Below are 16,191 nucleotides of genomic sequence, written 5' to 3'. Positions count from 1 at the left end.
CTTCCCTTCCTCAGGACCACCAGCGCCCCGCCACGAGCCGCCGGGCCGACGCCCTGATGGATGAGGACGTTGCCACGGACGGCTTCGAATACCGCGACGGAGAGCAGTTCGACCGCGAGGACCGGGCGGCGCTGCGGCGCGTCGCCGGCCTGTCCACCGAACTGGCGGACGTCACCGAGGTCGAATACCGCCAGCTGCGCCTGGAGCGGGTCGTGCTCGCGGGCGTCTGGACCTCCGGCACGGTCAGGGACGCGGAGAACTCCCTCGCCGAGCTGGCCGCGCTCGCGGAGACCGCGGGCGCCATCGTGCTCGACGGCGTGATCCAGCGCCGGGACAAGCCGGACCCGGCGACCTACATCGGCTCCGGCAAGGCCCAGGAGCTGCGTGACCTGGTGCTGGAGACCGGAGCCGACACCGTCGTGTGTGACGGTGAGCTGAGCCCGGGCCAGCTGGTTCAGCTGGAGGATGTCGTCAAGGTCAAGGTGGTCGACCGCACCGCCCTGATCCTCGACATCTTCGCCCAGCATGCCAAGTCCCGCGAGGGCAAGGCGCAGGTCGCGCTGGCGCAGATGCAGTACATGCTCCCGAGGCTGCGCGGCTGGGGCCAGTCGCTCTCCCGGCAGATGGGCGGCGGCGGCTCCAGCGGGGGCGGCGGCATGGCGACCCGCGGTCCCGGTGAGACCAAGATCGAGACGGACCGGCGGCGCATCCGGCAGAAGATGGCCAAGGCACGCCGCGAGATCGCCGAGATGCGCACCAGCCGCGAGGTCAAGCGCCAGGAGCGGCGGCGCAACCGGGTGCCGTCCGTCGCGATCGCCGGGTACACCAACGCCGGCAAGTCCTCGCTGCTCAACCGCCTCACCGGAGCGGGCGTCCTCGTGGAGAACGCCCTGTTCGCGACGCTGGATCCCACGGTCCGCAAGGCCGAGACCCCCTCGGGCAGGGCCTACACCCTGGCGGACACGGTGGGCTTCGTGCGCCACCTGCCGCACCACCTGGTCGAGGCGTTCCGCTCCACGATGGAGGAGGTCGCCGACGCCGACCTGATCCTGCACGTGGTCGACGGTGCCCACCCGTCGCCCGAGGAGCAGATCGCCGCCGTCCGCGAGGTGATGCGGGACGTGGGCGCACAGGACGTCCCCGAGATCGTCGTCGTGAACAAGGCCGACGCCGCCGACGAGCTGGTGCTCCAGCGGCTGCTGCGTGCCGAGTCGCGGGCCCTGGCGGTCTCCGCCCGCACCGGGCAGGGCATCCAGGAGCTGCGCGAGCGGATCGACGCGGAGCTGCCGCGCCCGGCCGTCGAGGTCGAGGCGCTCGTGCCCTACACCCACGGCTCCCTCGTCTCCCGGGTCCACACCGAGGGCGAGGTGCTGGCGGAGGAGCACCGCGGCGACGGCACGCTGGTGCGGGCGCAGGTGCACCAGGAGCTGGCGGCCCTGCTGGAGCCGTACGCCCTGGCCAGCAGCTGACCGGGCCGCCCCGGCCGCCGGGGCGCCGAAGTAGCATGAGGCGGATGGCGCGTATCTCGCCGGAGAACGCGACCGAGCGCGAAACAGGAGACGTGCACCGTGCTGCGCACCATGTTCAAGTCGAAGATCCACCGTGCCACCGTCACGGAGTCCAACCTGCACTACGTGGGCTCGGTGACGGTGGACGCCGAGCTGATGGACGCCGCGGACCTGCTCCCGGGCGAGCTGGTCCACATCGTCGACATCGACAACGGCAACCGCCTGGAGACCTACGTCATCGAGGGAGAGCGCGGCTCCGGCGTGATCGGGATCAACGGCGCGGCCGCCCACCTCGTCAAGCCGGGCGACCTCGTCATACTCATCAGCTACGCCCAGGTCGATGACGCCGAGGCGCGAACGATGCGGCCGCGCGTCGTGCACGTTGACAAGCACAACCGCATCGTCGCGCGCGGCGACGACCCGGCCGCCCCGGTGCCCGGGAGCGACACGGCCCGGCCCCCGTTGGCCGCCCCGGCCGGCTGATCCCCGGGGCGCACGCCAGCAACGGCGCAGGGCCGGCACCCGCTCGGGTGCCGGCCCTGCGCGTCGTGGCAGGGCGTGCGAGCCGCCGTCAGCCCGCCGCCTCCTCGCTCACGTACTCGAAGACCTCGCGGGCCTCGTCCTCCAGCCGCGGGCCGGCCATCCAGCGCGGCTCGATCGTGCCGAGGGAGTTCACCGAGATCAGCTCCGGTTCACCGCTGTCACCCTGCCGCAGCCACGCGCCTCCGGAGGCGCCGCCGGTCATGGTGCAGCCGGCCCAGTACATCACCGGCATGCTCGCGTCGAACGACAGCCGCGAGGGCGTAGCGTTGCAGGTGTACAGCGTCTCGCCGTCGTACGGCGGAGCGGCCGGGTAGCCGTACAGCGTGGTCTCGCCGAGGCCGGAGACCGCCGGGGTGTCGAAGTTGATGTCGACCGCGCCGCCGACGCGCTCCTCCAGGGACTGGCCGCTGCCGTCCTCGGGGACGACCGACATGATGGCGAAGTCACCGTGGGCGCCATCGCCGCCGATCTCCGAGCCGTTCGAGATCCAGTAGTCCGTGGTCGCGACGTACTCGGCCCACCAGGCACCGTAGGGGGCGATCTCCTCCAGGGGCGCCTGGTACGACTCCTCGGCGCTCAGCCCGCCGTCGTTGTAGTACGGCACGAACACGATGTTGCGGTACCAGCCGCCCTCGGCGCCCGCGTGCACGCAGTGGCCCGCGGTGGCGACCAGATTCGACTGGCCGGGAGCGTTGGGGTCGCTCACGACGGTGCCGGAGCAGACCATCGGGCCCTCCGGGCTGTCGAAGAACACCTTGCCCACCGGGGGCTGGCTGCCGCTGTACGGGGCGCCGGCCTGGACGGCGTCGATCGCCTCCGGCTCGGCGTCCGTGACGCCCCGGTCGTCGTCCGGGTTGTCCGCCGCCGGCTGGTCGCCGCCCTCCTCGATGTCGTCCTCGTCGATCGAGACGTCCGGGTCCTCGGCCTCCTCCATGCGGTCCTGGTCCCACAGCCCCTCGATGATGGGGTTGAGGAACTGCCCGATCTCCCGCAGCCAGCGGTCGGTGTCCCAGTCCTGCCAGCCGCCGTCGATCCACTCATCGACGTTGATGTCGAACGGCAGGTTGTCCAGGATGTCCTGGAGCGCGTCGCTGCCCCCCTGCGAGCCGTCGTCCGCCGGGGCGTCCTCGGTCGGGCGGGCGTCGGTTTCGGACTCCTCATCACCGTTGCAGGCGGTGGCGGTGATCGCGAGGCACGCCGCCATCGCTGTGGCAGCCAGAGCGGCTCGGCGGCGCGGCCGCCTGCCTATCGATGACATGGGTGAACTCCCCCTGTATGCCGTGTTCGTCACGTTCTCTTGATGTCGGCTCGATGTCAGTTGCTGCCGGCATCCACCTCCGGCGCTGCCTGAGGCGCCCTCCACTATGCCGGTGACCTACTGGACGGGCGCAGCCGGGTCCTCGGTTCCGCCGGGCGCCAACGATCTTGCCGCAGGCCGTGATCCCGCGCCGGTCCGGTCGTTACTACGAGCGGAGTAATGCCCCAGCGGCACCCGCGAGGTGACGCGCGACGCGACGAAGGAGGGAGGCGCCGCGGCCGCTTTCGCGTCCGCGCGCCGCACAGGGATGACGGCACACCCACGCACCCCGGGGGCCATTCTCGCCGACGCCGCGCTGCCGGAGCAGCGCACGCCCACGAGCGCCGGGGCCGCCGCGGAGGCCGACCCCGCCGAGCACCGTGACCCCGCCCGGGCCGCGGACGCCGTCGCCTCGGAGTGCCTGCTGCGCTGCTGGGTGCGCGAGACCCGTCCCACAGCCGGCCCGGAACGCGAACTGCGCCTGCCGCTGCGGGAGTCGGAAGCCACGCTGCGGGTGCCGGTCCGCTACTGGTCGGCCACGGGCCTGCACCGCTTCGGGCCGCCCCGGCTCCACGGGGCCACCGCCCGGCCGCTCGACGCCGTCACGCTGGCCGCGCTGCTCGGCCGGGAGTCCGGGGCCGGCCCGGAACACGTCACGGCGCTGGTAGGGCGGGTGGCCGACTCCGTGCAGCGCACGGCCGCCTTCCTCGCCGCCCGCCGGGCGCAGCCGGAACCCGCGGTAGCCGGAGACCCGTTCCTCGACGCCGAGCAGTCCCTCGTCCTGGGACACCCGATGCACCCTGCGCCCAAGAGCCGGGAAGGGTTCGCGGGCACCGAGGCCGTGCGCTGCTCGCCCGAACTCCGGGGGGCCTTCCGGCTCCACTGGTTCGCCGTCGACCGCTCGCTCGCCGTCACCGACTCCGCCTGGACCGAACACGGCGCCGTACAGTCCGCCCGCGACCTCGCGCTCCGGCTCGCCGGGGGTGCCCGCGCCCTGCCGGGCCTGCCGGACGACGCCGTGCCGCTTCCCCTGCACCCCTGGCAGGCGCGCGACCTGGTGCACCGGCCCGGCGTCGCCGCGCTGCGCGCGGCCGGGCTGCTGACCGACCTCGGCGAACACGGCGGCCTGTGGTACCCCACCAGCTCCGTCCGCACGGTCTACCAGCCCGGTGCTCCGGCCATGCTGAAGCTCTCGCTGGGGGTGCGGATCACCAACTCCCGGCGGGAGAACCTCCGCAAGGAGCTGCACCGGGGCGTTGAGGTTCACCGGCTGCTGGAGTCGGGCCTCGGCGCCCGGTGGCGCGCGGCGTGTGACGAGGGGCGCGGGTTCGACATCGTGCGCGACCCCGCCTGGCTGGCGGTGAACGACCGTGACGGGCGGCCCGTGCCCGGCCTGGACGTCGTGGTGCGGCACAACCCGTTCGCCCCGGGCGAGGACGCCGTCTGCGTGGCCGGGCTGCTCTCCCCGCGGCCCTGGCCCAACCAGCCGGAGGGGGTGCTGCGTTCCCGCCTCGCGGGCATCATCACCGGGCTGGCGCGCCGCACCGGCCGCGGGGTGCCCGCCACCGCCACCGAGTGGCTGCTGCGCTACCTGCGGACCGTCGTCAGCCCCGTGCTGTGGCTGGACGCCGAGGCGGGCGTCGCTCTGGAGGCGCACCAGCAGAACACGCTGGTGCTGCTGGACGGCCAGGGCTGGCCGTGCGGTGGCCGGTACCGGGACAACCAGGGCTTCTACTTCCGGCAGTCGCGCCGCGCTTCGCTGGAGCGCTGGCTGCCGGGCATCGGCCGCGCCTCGGACACGTTCGTCGCCGACGAGGTGGCCACCGAGCGCCTGGCCTACTACCTCGGCATCAACAACGTGCTCGGGCTCATCGGCGCGCTCGGCTCCCAGCGGCTCGCCCCGGAACGGGTGCTGCTCGCCGCCGCCCGCCGCTTCCTTGAGCGGCAGGTGACGCGCCGGGACCGGGTGGTCTCCCCGGCCGCTGAGCTGCTGCTGGAGCGGGAAACGCTCAGCTGCAAGGCCAATCTCCTCACCCGGCTGCGCGGCCTGGACGAGCTGACCGGCCCCGTCGACGGCCAGTCCGTCTACGTCACCATCCCCAACCCGCTGGCAGAGAACCGAGAGAGCTGAGCGCAGCCGTGCCCGATCCGCTCGACGGCGTCGCTTCCTGGGGGGCGGCGCCCACACCGGCAGGAAGCTTTCGCCTCCGTCCCGTGCGGCTCCCGGACGACCTGCCGCTGCTGGTCCGCTGGATGAACGACCCCGACGTCGACGCCTTCTGGTCGCTGGCCGGGCCGCCGGAGCGCACCGCCGCGCACGTGCGGCCGCAGCTGGAAGGCGACGGCCGCAGCGTGCCCTGCCTCGGGCTGCTCGACGGCCGCCCGGTGAGCTACTGGGAGATCTACCGCGCCGACCTCGATCCCGTCGCGGAGGCCTACCCGGCCCGGCCGCACGATACCGGGCTGCACCTGCTCATCGGCAGCGCCGCCGACCGGGGGCGAGGGCTGGGGACGGTGCTGCTGCGCGCCGTCTGCGGCCTGGTGCTGCGCCACCGCCCGCGCTGCCGCCGCCTCGTCGCCGAGCCCGACGTGCGCAACACCCGCTCCCTCGCGGTCTTCCACGCCGCCGGATTCCGGCAGGTCGCCGAGGCCGACCTGCCGGACAAGCGCGCCGCGATCATGCTCAGGCGGCGCGAGGACCCCGTGCCGGGCGGCCCTGCCGCGGCGGAGCAGCCCACCCGTGCCCGTACCGATCCAGGAGACCGCATCCCATGACGGCACCCACGAAGGCGTGGCAGCGTGCCGGCCGCGCACTGTTCGCCAAGATGCTCGGCGAGTTCGCCTACGAGGGCATCGTCGAGCCGCTTCCGGACGGCCCGCCCGCCGATGCCTACCGGCTCCCCGTGGCCCGTGGCCTGACCTACCGCTTCCGCGCCCGCCGCGGCGCCTACGGTGACTGGCGGGTGGACCCGGAATCCCTGACGCCCGACGCGGATCCGCTGGAGTTCCTCGCCCGTGCCCACGAGACGCTAGGGCTGGCCGGGGACACCACCGGCCACCTCATCCGGGAGCTGACCGCCACGCTGAGCGCGGACGTCGTGCTGGCGGAGAACGCCCTGAGCGTCGGCGAACTGGCCGAGCTGAGCTACGGGGAGCTGGAGGGCCGGCAGACGGGGCACCCGTGGCTTGTCGCCAACAAGGGGCGGCTGGGCTTCTCCGCCTCCGACACCGAGCGCTGGGCGCCCGAGCAGGCCACGGCCCGCCCGCTGCCGTGGCTCGCCGTTCACCGGGGCCTCGCCCGCTACCGCGGCACGCCCGCGCTGGCCTCCCCGGAGCGGCTGTACGCCGAGGAGCTGTCGGAGACCGTACGGGAGGAGTTCCGGCGGGCCGTGGCCGCGACGGGCGGCGACCCCGCGGCGTACCTGTGGCTGCCGGTCCACCCCTGGCAGTGGGACGAGGCCATCCGGCTGCTGTACGCGCCGCAGGTCGCCGCCGGGCAGATCATCCCGCTTCCCACGGACGGAGACCTGCGGCTGCCGCAGCAGTCCATCCGGACCTTCCTCAATGTCACCCGCCCGAACGCCCGCACCGTCAAGCTGCCGCTGTCCATCCTCAACACGCTGGTCTGGCGCGGCCTGCCGACCGAGCGCACGGAGGCGGCACCGGCGGTCACCGCGTGGATCCACGGGCTGCGCGACGCCGACCCGTTCCTCACGGAGACCACCCGTGTCATCCTGCTCGGGGAGACGGCGTCCGTGACCGTCGAGCATCCGCTGTACGACCGGCTGCGCACCGTGCCGTACCAGTACCGGGAGCTGCTGGGCTGCATCTGGCGGGAGCCGGTCGGCCCGCACCTCGATCCGGGGGAGCGGGCGCGGACGCTGGCGGCGCTGCTGTACACCGACGAGGACGGGCAGTCGTTCGTGGCCGAACTGGTCGCGCGCTCGGGGCTGCCCGCCACCGACTGGCTGCGGCGGCTGATGGATGCCCTTCTTCCGCCGCTGCTGCACTTCCTGTACCGGTACGGCACCGTGTTCTCGCCGCACGGTGAGAACGCCATCGTCGTCTTCGACGAGCGGGACGTCCCGGTGCGGCTGGCCGTGAAGGACTTCGTCGACGACGTCAACCTCAGCTCAGAGACGCTGCCGGAAACCTCCGGCGTGCCCGAGCAGGTGGACCGGGTGCTGCTGCGCGAACACCCGGGGTATCTCACGCAGTTCCTGCACTCCGGGCTGTTCGTCGGAGTCTTCCGGTACCTGGCGCCGCTGTGCGCGGCGCACCTGGGCGTGCCGGAGCAGGCGTTCTGGTCGCTGGTGCGGGAGGAGATCCTGCGCTACCAGCGGCGGTTCCCCGAGCTGAAACACCGCTTTGAGACGTACGACCTGCTCACGCCGCGCATCCAGCGGCTGTGCCTGAACCGCAACCGGCTCCACCTCGACGGCTACCGCGACCGCTCGGAGCGCCCCCACGCGGCCATCCACGGCACGGTGCCCAACCCGCTGTACGGTCCCTGACCCGCCGGGACGACGAATGTCACAGCCGCCGCGTAAGGTGACTCCCCTATGACGGACACATCCGCGGGGACATCCCCGCCGTCCCGCCCCGGGCTGGCCGAGCTGCTCCGCGCCGCGGTGGCGGACATCAACGGAAGCGAGCGGCCGGGCCAGGTCGCCATGGCCGAGGCCGTCGCCGAGGCGATCGAGAGCGGAACCCACCTGCTGGTCCAGGCCGGCACCGGCACCGGCAAGTCCCTGGGATATCTCGTCCCTGCCCTCGCGCAGGGCGACCGGGTGGTGGTGGCCACGGCGACGCTGGCGCTGCAGCGGCAGCTCACCGAGCGGGACCTGCCGCGGACGGTGCGGGCGCTGCGTCCGCTGCTGCGCCGGCGCCCGGAGTTCGCCACGCTGAAGGGCCGCTCCAACTACCTGTGCCTGCACCGGCTGCACGAGGGGGTGCCGCAGGACGATGAGCAGGGGCTGTTCGACCCGTTCGAGGCCGTGGAACAGCGGCCGGGCGGGGGCGCGAGCAGCAAGCTGGGCAAGGACCTGCTGCGGCTGCGGGACTGGTCCCAGGAGACCGAGACGGGCGACCGGGACGAGCTGTCGCCCGGCGTCTCCGACCGTGCCTGGAGGCAGGTGTCCGTCTCCTCGCGCGAGTGCCTCGGCGCCTCGCGGTGCCCGTACGGTGCGGAGTGTTTCGCGGAGGCGGCCCGTGAGCGGGCCAAGCTCGCCGAGGTCGTCGTCACCAACCACGCGCTGCTCGCCATCGACGCGATCGAAGGCGCCCCCGTGCTCCCGGAGCACGATGTCCTGATCATCGACGAGGCGCACGAACTGGTTTCCCGGGTCACCGGCGTGGCGACGGGCGAGCTGTCACCCGGCGCCGTGAACCGGGCCGTGCGGCGCGCCGCCAAGCTCGTGGACGACAAGACGGCCGACCGGTTCCAGACGGCTGCCGAGACGTTCGAACGGCTGCTGGAGCTGGCTGATCCGGGCCGCCTGGAGGAGCTGCCGGAGGACCTGGGCTACGCGCTGACGGCGCTGCGGGACGCGGCGCGTGAGGTGATCTCGGCGCTGGGGCGCGTGCGGGACCAGAGCGTGCCGGACGAGGACGCCGTGCGGCGGCAGGCGCTGGCCTCGGCGGAGACCGTGCAGGAGGTGACCGAGCGCGTCGTCGCGGGCTCCGAGCATGACGTGGTCTGGCTGGAGCGGCACGACCGGTACGGCACCTCGCTGCGCGTGGCCCCGCTGACGGTGTCCGGGCTGCTGCGGGAGAAGCTGTTCACCGGCCGCTCGGTGATTCTCACCTCTGCCACGCTGAAGCTCGGCGGCGACTTCAACGGCGTCGGCGCCTCGCTGGGGCTGGCCGCTGAGGGGGAACACGGCGAGGGGAACCCCGAGTGGCGCGGCCTCGACGTCGGCTCGCCGTTCGACTACCGCAAGCAGGGCATCCTGTACGTGGCCCAGCACCTCTCGCCGCCTGGCCGGGAAGGCGGCAGAGCCGACATGCTGGACGAGCTGGCGGAGCTGATCGGCGCGGCGGGCGGGCGGACGCTCGGGCTGTTCTCCTCGATGCGCGCCGCGCAGGCCGCTGCCGAGGAGCTGCGCGGGCGGCTGGATTTCCCGATTCTGCTGCAGGGGGAGGAGACGCTCGGAGAGCTGATCCGTGCCTTCGCGGCCGACGCCCCCACCTGCCTGTTCGGCACGCTGTCGCTCTGGCAGGGCGTGGACGTGCCAGGGCCCAGCTGCCAGCTCGTGGTGATGGACCGCATCCCGTTTCCGCGGCCGGACGATCCGCTGCTGAGCGCACGGCAGCGGGCGGTGGAACAAGCGGGAGGCAACGGTTTCATGGCGGTAGCCGCGACGCACGCCGCGCTGCTGATGGCCCAGGGGGCCGGGCGGCTGGTGCGGGCCACGGGCGACCGGGGTGTCGTCGCCGTACTGGATCCGAGGCTGGCCCGGGCCCGGTACGGCGGTTTCCTGCGCGCGTCGATGCCGGATTTCTGGTACACGACGGACCGGAACCAGGTCCGCCGCTCGCTGGCTGCCATCGACGCGGCGGCCAAGGAGGCCGCCGCGTCGTGAGGCCGTTAGCCGGGCCGCTAGACGCGCCGCATAACGGCGACGACCTTGCCCAGGATGGTCGCCTCGTCACCGGAGATGGGCTGGTAAGCGGGGTTGTGGGGGAGCAGCCAGACCTGCCCGTCCTCACGCTTGAAGCGCTTGACCGTGGCCTCGCCGTCGATCATGGCGGCGACGATGTCGCCGTTCTCCGCGACGGGCTGGCGGCGGACCGTGACCCAGTCGCCGTCGCAGATCGCCGCCTCGATCATCGAGTCGCCGACGACCTTAAGTACGAACAGCTCGCCGTCACCGACCAGTTGGCGGGGGAGAGGGAAGACGTCCTCGACCGACTCCTCGGCGAGGATGGGGCCGCCGGCGGCGATCCGTCCCACCAGTGGCACGTAGGAGGCCGCGGGCTTGCCGGCGGTGTCGGCGGCGGGGGGCGCAGGGGTGTCCGAGCCGCGTACCTCGTAGGCCCGGGGGCGGTGGGGATCGCGCCGCAGGAAGCCTTTGCGCTCCAGCGCCATCAGCTGGTGCGCCACGGACGAGGTACTCGACAGTCCGACGGCCTGGCCGATTTCCCGCATCGACGGCGGGTAGCCGCGGCGCTGCACGGAGTCGCGGATGACCTCGATGACCCGGCGCTGGCGGTCCGTGAGCCCCGAGCTGTCCGCCCTGATGCCCGGCGGGCGGCCCGGCATCGGCCGCGTGGGCGTGCTGCTAGGGACGGCGACCCGGTCCTCGCGGCGCTCGGCGGCGGTGACGGCGTCGTCTGCTGCGGTGGTCATGTCGGCCCCTTCTGACTGGTACTCCCTAGCCAGATAACGGTAGTTGCTATCGAAAGGTTGCGCCAAACACACGTTCGAGTGAAAATTCCCTGATCTGCTGACGTGATCTGGCTACGGGGTGTATAGCGCCACATCGTAACGCAGCGTATGCGTCGTGGATCACGGGGTCCCCTTCCTCCGGATGCCTTCACGCGGGCCGTGCCCATGCGACACGCCGCGCCGCTCACTTCCGGCCATCGAGTCGCCGGATCCCAGATCTAGTGGTTTGATGGGTCATGGCTGCCCACAAGTTGTGGTGCCCCGCCCGTTGGTGTCCCGAGGGATCGCCTATGCTGGTGGCGTTCCGAGGGCATGGTGACGGGCCTGCCCCCGGGCGGCTGACGCTGTGATCGTTGGCGTAATATTGCACGCTCCGTCACTGAGGCTGTGAGAGGGGAGGACGACGGTGCACTGCCCCTTCTGCCGGCACTCCGACAGCCGCGTCGTCGACAGCCGCACCGCTGACGACGGGACGGTCATCCGCCGCCGCCGCCAGTGCCCGAGCTGCTCCAGGCGGTTCACCACCGTCGAGACGGCCTCCCTCATGGTGATCAAGCGCAGCGGCGTGACGGAGCCCTTCAGCCGCGACAAGGTGATCGCGGGCGTCCGGAAGGCGTGCCAGGGCCGGCCGGTCACCGAGGACGCGCTCGCCCAGCTCGGCCAGCGGGTCGAGGAAGCGGTCAGGGCCACCGGCAGCGCCGAGCTGTCCACGCATGACGTGGGCCTGGCGATACTCGGGCCGCTGCGCGAGCTGGACCTCGTTGCCTACCTGCGGTTCGCGTCCGTCTACCGGGCCTTCGACTCGCTCGAGGACTTCGAGGCCGCCATCGCGGAACTGCGCGAGCGGCTCCCGGACGGCGAGGCTCCCCCCGGCGAAGACCGCGGTCCCGGCGTCCCCGGGCAGCCCACCGCCGCCAGCTGAGCGGCGCCCATGACCTGGCCTGGCCGCGCTGTGGCGGCGGGCCGACAGAACAGAATCCGTGACCCAGGACGTTTGGGCCACACCAGGGCATTGTGCCCGTACAGGGAGGCGGAATGACAGAGACGACGAGCGGCCCGGCACGTGGCTCCCGCGCCAAGGGTGGCAAGGCGAGCAAGGGCCTGCGCATCGAGCGCGTTCACACCACCCCCGGGGTTCACCCCTACGACGAGGTGGTGTGGGAGCGCCGTGACGTCGTCATGACCAACTGGCGCGACGGTTCGATCAATTTCGAACAGCGAGGCGTCGAGTTCCCGGACTTCTGGTCGGTGAACGCGGTCAACATCGTCACGAGCAAGTACTTCCGCGGTGCCGTCGGCACGCCGCAGCGGGAGACGAGTCTGAAGCAGCTCATCGACCGGGTTGTGAAGACCTACCGCAAGGCGGGCGAGGACCACGGGTACTTCGCGTCCGCCGCCGATGCGGAGATCTTCGAGCACGAGCTGGCCTACGCGCTGCTGCACCAGGTGTTCAGCTTCAACTCGCCGGTGTGGTTCAACGTGGGCACCAATCAGCCGCAGCAGGTCAGCGCCTGCTTCATCCTCTCCGTGGACGACTCGATGGAGTCGATCCTGGAGTGGTACAAGGAAGAGGGGATGATCTTCAAGGGCGGCTCCGGCGCAGGGCTCAACCTCTCCCGCATCCGTTCCTCCCGCGAGCTGCTCTCCTCGGGCGGCAACGCCTCCGGCCCGGTCTCGTTCATGCGGGGCGCCGACGCCTCGGCGGGGACGATCAAGTCGGGCGGCGCCACCCGCCGCGCCGCCAAGATGGTCGTGCTCGACGTCGACCACCCGGACATCGAGGCGTTCATCGAGACCAAGGTCAAGGAAGAGGCCAAGATCCGCGCGCTGCGCGACGCCGGCTTCGACATGGACCTCGGCGGCGAGGACATCACGTCGGTCCAGTACCAGAACGCCAACAACTCGGTCCGTGTGACGGACGCCTTCATGCGCGCGGTCGAGGAAGGCGGGAAGTTCCCGCTGCGCGCCCGGACCACCGGCGAGGTCCTTGAAGAGGTCGACGCCCGGGCGCTGTTCCGCAAGATGGCCGAGGCGGCACACGCCTGCGCGGACCCCGGCATCCAGTACGACGACACCATCAACCGCTGGCACACCTCGCCGGAGTCCGGCCGTATCACCGCCTCCAACCCGTGCAGCGAGTACATGCACCTGGACAACTCCTCGTGCAACCTGGCCTCGCTGAACCTGATGAAGTTCCTCCGCGACGACGACGAGGGCAACCAGTCGTTCGACGTCGAGCGCTTCACCAAGGTCGTCGAACTGGTCATCACGGCGATGGACATCTCGATCTGCTTCGCCGACTTCCCGACGCAGAAGATCGCCGACACCACGCGGGCGTTCCGCCAGCTGGGCATCGGCTACGCCAACCTCGGCGCCCTGCTGATGGCCACCGGCCACGCCTACGACTCGGACGGCGGGCGGGCGCTCGCCGGAGCGATCACCTCGCTGATGACCGGCACGGCCTACCGCCGCTCTGCCGAACTGGCCGCGGTCGTCGGCCCGTACGAGGGCTACAAGCGGAACGCCGAGGCCCACAACCGCGTCATGCGCCAGCACGCGGACGCCAACGCCGCGGCCAAGCGGATGGACGACCTGGACACCCCGGTGTGGGCGGCGGCGACGGAGGCGTGGCAGGACGTGCTGCGGCTCGGGAAGAAGAACGGTTTCCGCAACGCCCAGGCATCCGTGCTGGCCCCAACCGGCACCATCGGCCTGATGATGGACTGCGACACCACCGGCATCGAGCCTGACCTGGCGCTGGTCAAGTTCAAGAAGCTGGTCGGCGGCGGTTCCATGCAGATCGTCAACACGACGGTGCCGAAGGCCCTCAAGCGCCTGGGCTACCAGACGGAGCAGATCGAGGCGATCGTCGCTCACATCGCCGAGCACGGCAACGTGATCGACGCCCCCGGCCTGAAGCACGAGCACTACGAGGTCTTCGACTGCGCGATGGGCGAGCGTTCCATCGCTCCGATGGGACACGTGCGGATGATGGCCGCGACGCAGCCGTTCCTCAGCGGCGCCATCTCCAAGACGGTCAACATGCCCAGCACCAGCACCGTCGACGACGTGGCGGAGATCTACCTCCAGGGCTGGAAGCTCGGTGTGAAGGCACTGGCCGTGTACGTGGAGAACAGCAAGGTCGGCCAGCCGCTCTCCGCGAAGAAGAAGGAGGACAAGACCGCCGGGAGCGGCACGGCGGACACCTCTGAGCCGGAGCGGGTCGTCGAGTACCGGCCCGTTCGCCGGCGGCTGCCGAAGGGACGGCCCGGCATCACGACGTCGTTCACGGTCGGCGGGGCCGAGGGGTACATGACGGCAAACTCGTACCCCGACGACGGCCTCGGCGAGGTCTTCCTGAAGATGTCGAAGCAGGGCTCGACGCTCGCGGGCATGATGGACGCCTTCTCTATCGCGGTGTCCGTCGGCCTCCAGTACGGGGTGCCGCTGGAGACCTACGTGTCGAAGTTCACCAACATGCGCTTCGAGCCCGCGGGGATGACCGATGACCCGGACGTGCGGATGGCGCAGTCCATCGTCGACTACATCTTCCGCCGGCTGGCGCTGGACTTCCTGCCGTTCGAGACGCGGTCCGCGCTCGGCATCCACACGGCGGCCGAGCGGCAGCGGCACCTGGAGACCGGCTCGTACGAGCCCGCGGACGACGAGGTGGATGTCGAGGGGCTCTCCCAGTCGGCGCCGCGCCAGCCGCAGCAGGAGGCCGGGCCCGCGCCGGCCAAGGAGCCGGAGAAGGACGATGCCGAGGCCGCCGCGGCGGAGCGGCCCGCCCCCAAGGAGGCCCACAGCTCGACCGAGCTGCTGGAGATGCAGCTCGGCATGAACGCGGACGCGCCGCTGTGTCTCTCGTGCGGTACCAAGATGCGCCGCGCGGGCAGCTGCTACGTCTGCGAGGGCTGCGGCTCGACCAGCGGGTGCAGCTGATCACCGGCCCGGCAGCGGGGTCCCCTGACGGGCTGGAGGGCGGGGGCCGGCGCGCCGCCGGCCCCCGCCCGCGTGCGGGCGCAAGCCCCCGGCGGCCCCCCAATGGCCGTACGATGGCGCGGTGCTGGTCAAGTGGATGCGCTGCACGGTGATAGACCGAGTCGGCTTCGAGCGGGGGCAGCGGAAATGGGCGGGCCTCCTGGGCGAGCCCGGCTTCCGCGGCCAGGGGGGCGGCTGGAGCCGGACGCGGCCGGGAGTGGCGCACCTGTTCAGCTTCTGGGAGAGCAGGGCGTTCTACGACTCGTTCATGGCCAGGTCGCATGACCGGCTCGCCGCGGCACAGGCGGGAACCTTCCAGAATATGCGGGTCGGTCTCTTCCAGTACCGGTTCGACGTCAAGATGGGCTTCGAACCGCGTTTCACGGACGCGGACGTCCTGCGGGTGGCGCGCTGCCGGGTCCACCCGGAGCGGGCGGAGCACTTCGCGCTCATGCAGGAGAAGGTCTGGAACCCGGCGATGGCCGGCTCGCCCGGGATGCTGCGCGGGGTGTTCGCCGAGGCGGAGCCGGACTGCGAGTTCCTGGTGCTGTCCATGTGGGACTCCTCGGCCGAGCGGGCGAAGTACCGCACGGAACGGGTGGAGCGGCTGGCACTCCGGGCACAGACGATCGCCGACATCGCCGCCATCGACGGCGACGTCATCGACATGGAGTCCGCCTGGACCGTGTGACCGGCGCTGGGTGCTGCCCCGGACTAGGCTGGGGGCATGGCACGACCCCGGCGCATCGTCCTCCTCCGGCACGGAGAGTCGCAGGGGAACGAGGACGACGCGGTCTACGAGCGCATCCCCGACCACGCGCTGGAGCTGACGGCGAAGGGACGCCGGCAGGCGGAGGCGGCGGGGGAGCGGCTGCGCGCCGTCTTTGCGGACGAGCGGGTCTCGGCCTACGTCTCGCCCTACCGCCGCACACACCAGACATTTGAGCTGCTCCGGCTCGATCCCACGCGCGTGCGGGTCAGGGAGGAGCCCCGGCTGCGGGAGCAGGACTGGGGCAACTGGCAGGACCGTGAGGACGTGCGCCGCCAGAAGCGGGCCCGCGACGCCTATGGCCACTTCTTCTACCGGTTTGCCCAGGGTGAGTCCGGGGCCGACGTCTATGACCGGGTGGACGCGTTCCTGGAGAGCCTGTGGCGCAGCTTCCAGGAGGAGGACCACCCGCCGAACGTGCTGCTGGTGACCCACGGGCTGACGATGCGTCTGTTCTGCATGCGCTGGCTGCACTGGAGTGTCGCGGAGTTCGAGTCGCTGTCCAACCCGGGGAACGGCGAGACCCGCCAGCTGGTGCTCGGCGAGGACGGGCGGTACCACCTGGACCGCCCGTTCGAGCGCTGGCACACGCCCGACCGTCCGTTCCAGGGCTGGGCCGCGGCGGCCCTGGGATCCTCGGACCGGCGCGGCTGACCGCCGGGACCGCGCGGCGTGGTGGCCTCCTGTCAGCGCCGGTGACCGG

12 protein-coding genes are annotated in these 16,191 nt (G+C 71.8%); 10 read left to right on the top strand and 2 right to left on the bottom strand.

Annotated features, from left to right (window positions below; genetic code table 11):
- Positions 1-56: 56 nt before the first annotated feature.
- Both hflX and panD read left to right on the top strand, forming a co-directional pair.
- Positions 57-1,469: a GTPase HflX gene (hflX, locus tag JK356_RS10635; protein ID WP_374100641.1), complete on the top strand. Its 1,413-nt coding sequence runs from the start codon at positions 57-59 to the stop codon at positions 1,467-1,469.
- Between the two features lie 99 nt (positions 1,470-1,568).
- Positions 1,569-1,991, top strand: coding sequence for an aspartate 1-decarboxylase (gene panD / locus JK356_RS10630; protein WP_201867377.1), 423 nt, complete (start codon positions 1,569-1,571; stop codon positions 1,989-1,991).
- Positions 1,992-2,079: 88 nt separating this feature from the next.
- On the opposite strand, the gene JK356_RS10625 is transcribed toward panD, so the two are convergent.
- On the bottom strand, positions 2,080-3,309 hold the full coding sequence (locus tag JK356_RS10625) for a hypothetical protein (RefSeq protein ID WP_201867376.1): 1,230 nt from the start codon (positions 3,307-3,309) through the stop codon (positions 2,080-2,082).
- Positions 3,310-3,616: 307 nt separating this feature from the next.
- Between JK356_RS10625 and JK356_RS10620 the strand changes: the two genes are divergently transcribed.
- The 4 genes from JK356_RS10620 to JK356_RS10605 are packed head-to-tail and all read left to right on the top strand — an operon-like array spanning position 3,617 to position 9,932.
- Positions 3,617-5,479 carry an IucA/IucC family siderophore biosynthesis protein gene (locus tag JK356_RS10620; RefSeq protein ID WP_201867375.1) on the top strand — a complete coding sequence of 621 codons (1,863 nt, stop codon included), beginning with the start codon at positions 3,617-3,619 and terminating at the stop codon, positions 5,477-5,479.
- Positions 5,362-6,123, top strand: a complete 762-nt coding sequence (locus JK356_RS10615; RefSeq protein WP_201867424.1) for a GNAT family N-acetyltransferase — start codon at positions 5,362-5,364, stop codon at positions 6,121-6,123. The genes JK356_RS10620 and JK356_RS10615 overlap by 118 nt, the downstream gene beginning before the upstream one ends.
- Positions 6,120-7,862, top strand: a complete 1,743-nt coding sequence (locus JK356_RS10610) for an IucA/IucC family siderophore biosynthesis protein (RefSeq protein WP_201867374.1) — start codon at positions 6,120-6,122, stop codon at positions 7,860-7,862. Before JK356_RS10615 ends, JK356_RS10610 begins: the two co-directional genes overlap by 4 nt.
- A gap of 48 nt (positions 7,863-7,910) precedes the next feature.
- A complete protein-coding gene (locus JK356_RS10605) occupies positions 7,911-9,932 on the top strand; it encodes an ATP-dependent DNA helicase (protein WP_201867373.1) in 2,022 nt (673 codons plus the stop codon).
- A 17-nt stretch (positions 9,933-9,949) separates the two neighbouring features.
- Here the strand turns inward: JK356_RS10605 and lexA are convergent, their stop codons facing one another.
- Positions 9,950-10,699, bottom strand: coding sequence for a transcriptional repressor LexA (gene lexA / locus JK356_RS10600; protein WP_201867372.1), 750 nt, complete (start codon positions 10,697-10,699; stop codon positions 9,950-9,952).
- 445 nt (positions 10,700-11,144) lie between these two features.
- On the opposite strand from lexA, the gene nrdR reads away from it, so the two are divergent.
- The 4 genes from nrdR to JK356_RS10580 all read left to right on the top strand — a co-directional run bounded on the left by nrdR (position 11,145) and on the right by JK356_RS10580 (position 16,142).
- Positions 11,145-11,660: a transcriptional regulator NrdR gene (gene nrdR / locus JK356_RS10595; RefSeq protein WP_201867371.1), complete on the top strand. Its 516-nt coding sequence runs from the start codon at positions 11,145-11,147 to the stop codon at positions 11,658-11,660.
- Positions 11,661-11,773: 113 nt separating this feature from the next.
- Positions 11,774-14,680 carry a vitamin B12-dependent ribonucleotide reductase gene (locus JK356_RS10590; RefSeq protein ID WP_201867370.1) on the top strand — a complete coding sequence of 969 codons (2,907 nt, stop codon included), beginning with the start codon at positions 11,774-11,776 and terminating at the stop codon, positions 14,678-14,680.
- Between the two features lie 121 nt (positions 14,681-14,801).
- Positions 14,802-15,410 (top strand): YdbC family protein, encoded by a 609-nt coding sequence (locus JK356_RS10585; protein WP_201867369.1) that lies wholly within the window; start codon positions 14,802-14,804, stop codon positions 15,408-15,410.
- 36 nt (positions 15,411-15,446) lie between these two features.
- Complete coding sequence (locus tag JK356_RS10580; protein ID WP_201867368.1) at positions 15,447-16,142, top strand: histidine phosphatase family protein; 696 nt, start codon at positions 15,447-15,449, stop codon at positions 16,140-16,142.
- Positions 16,143-16,191: the final 49 nt, after the last annotated feature.

It is taken from the genome of Streptomyces sp. 7-21 (assembly GCF_016741785.1).
Classification (GTDB): Bacteria; Actinomycetota; Actinomycetes; order Streptomycetales; family Streptomycetaceae; genus Streptomyces.
Note: the sequence above shows the minus strand (reverse complement) of the source record. Positions and strands in the feature narration are given on the sequence as shown.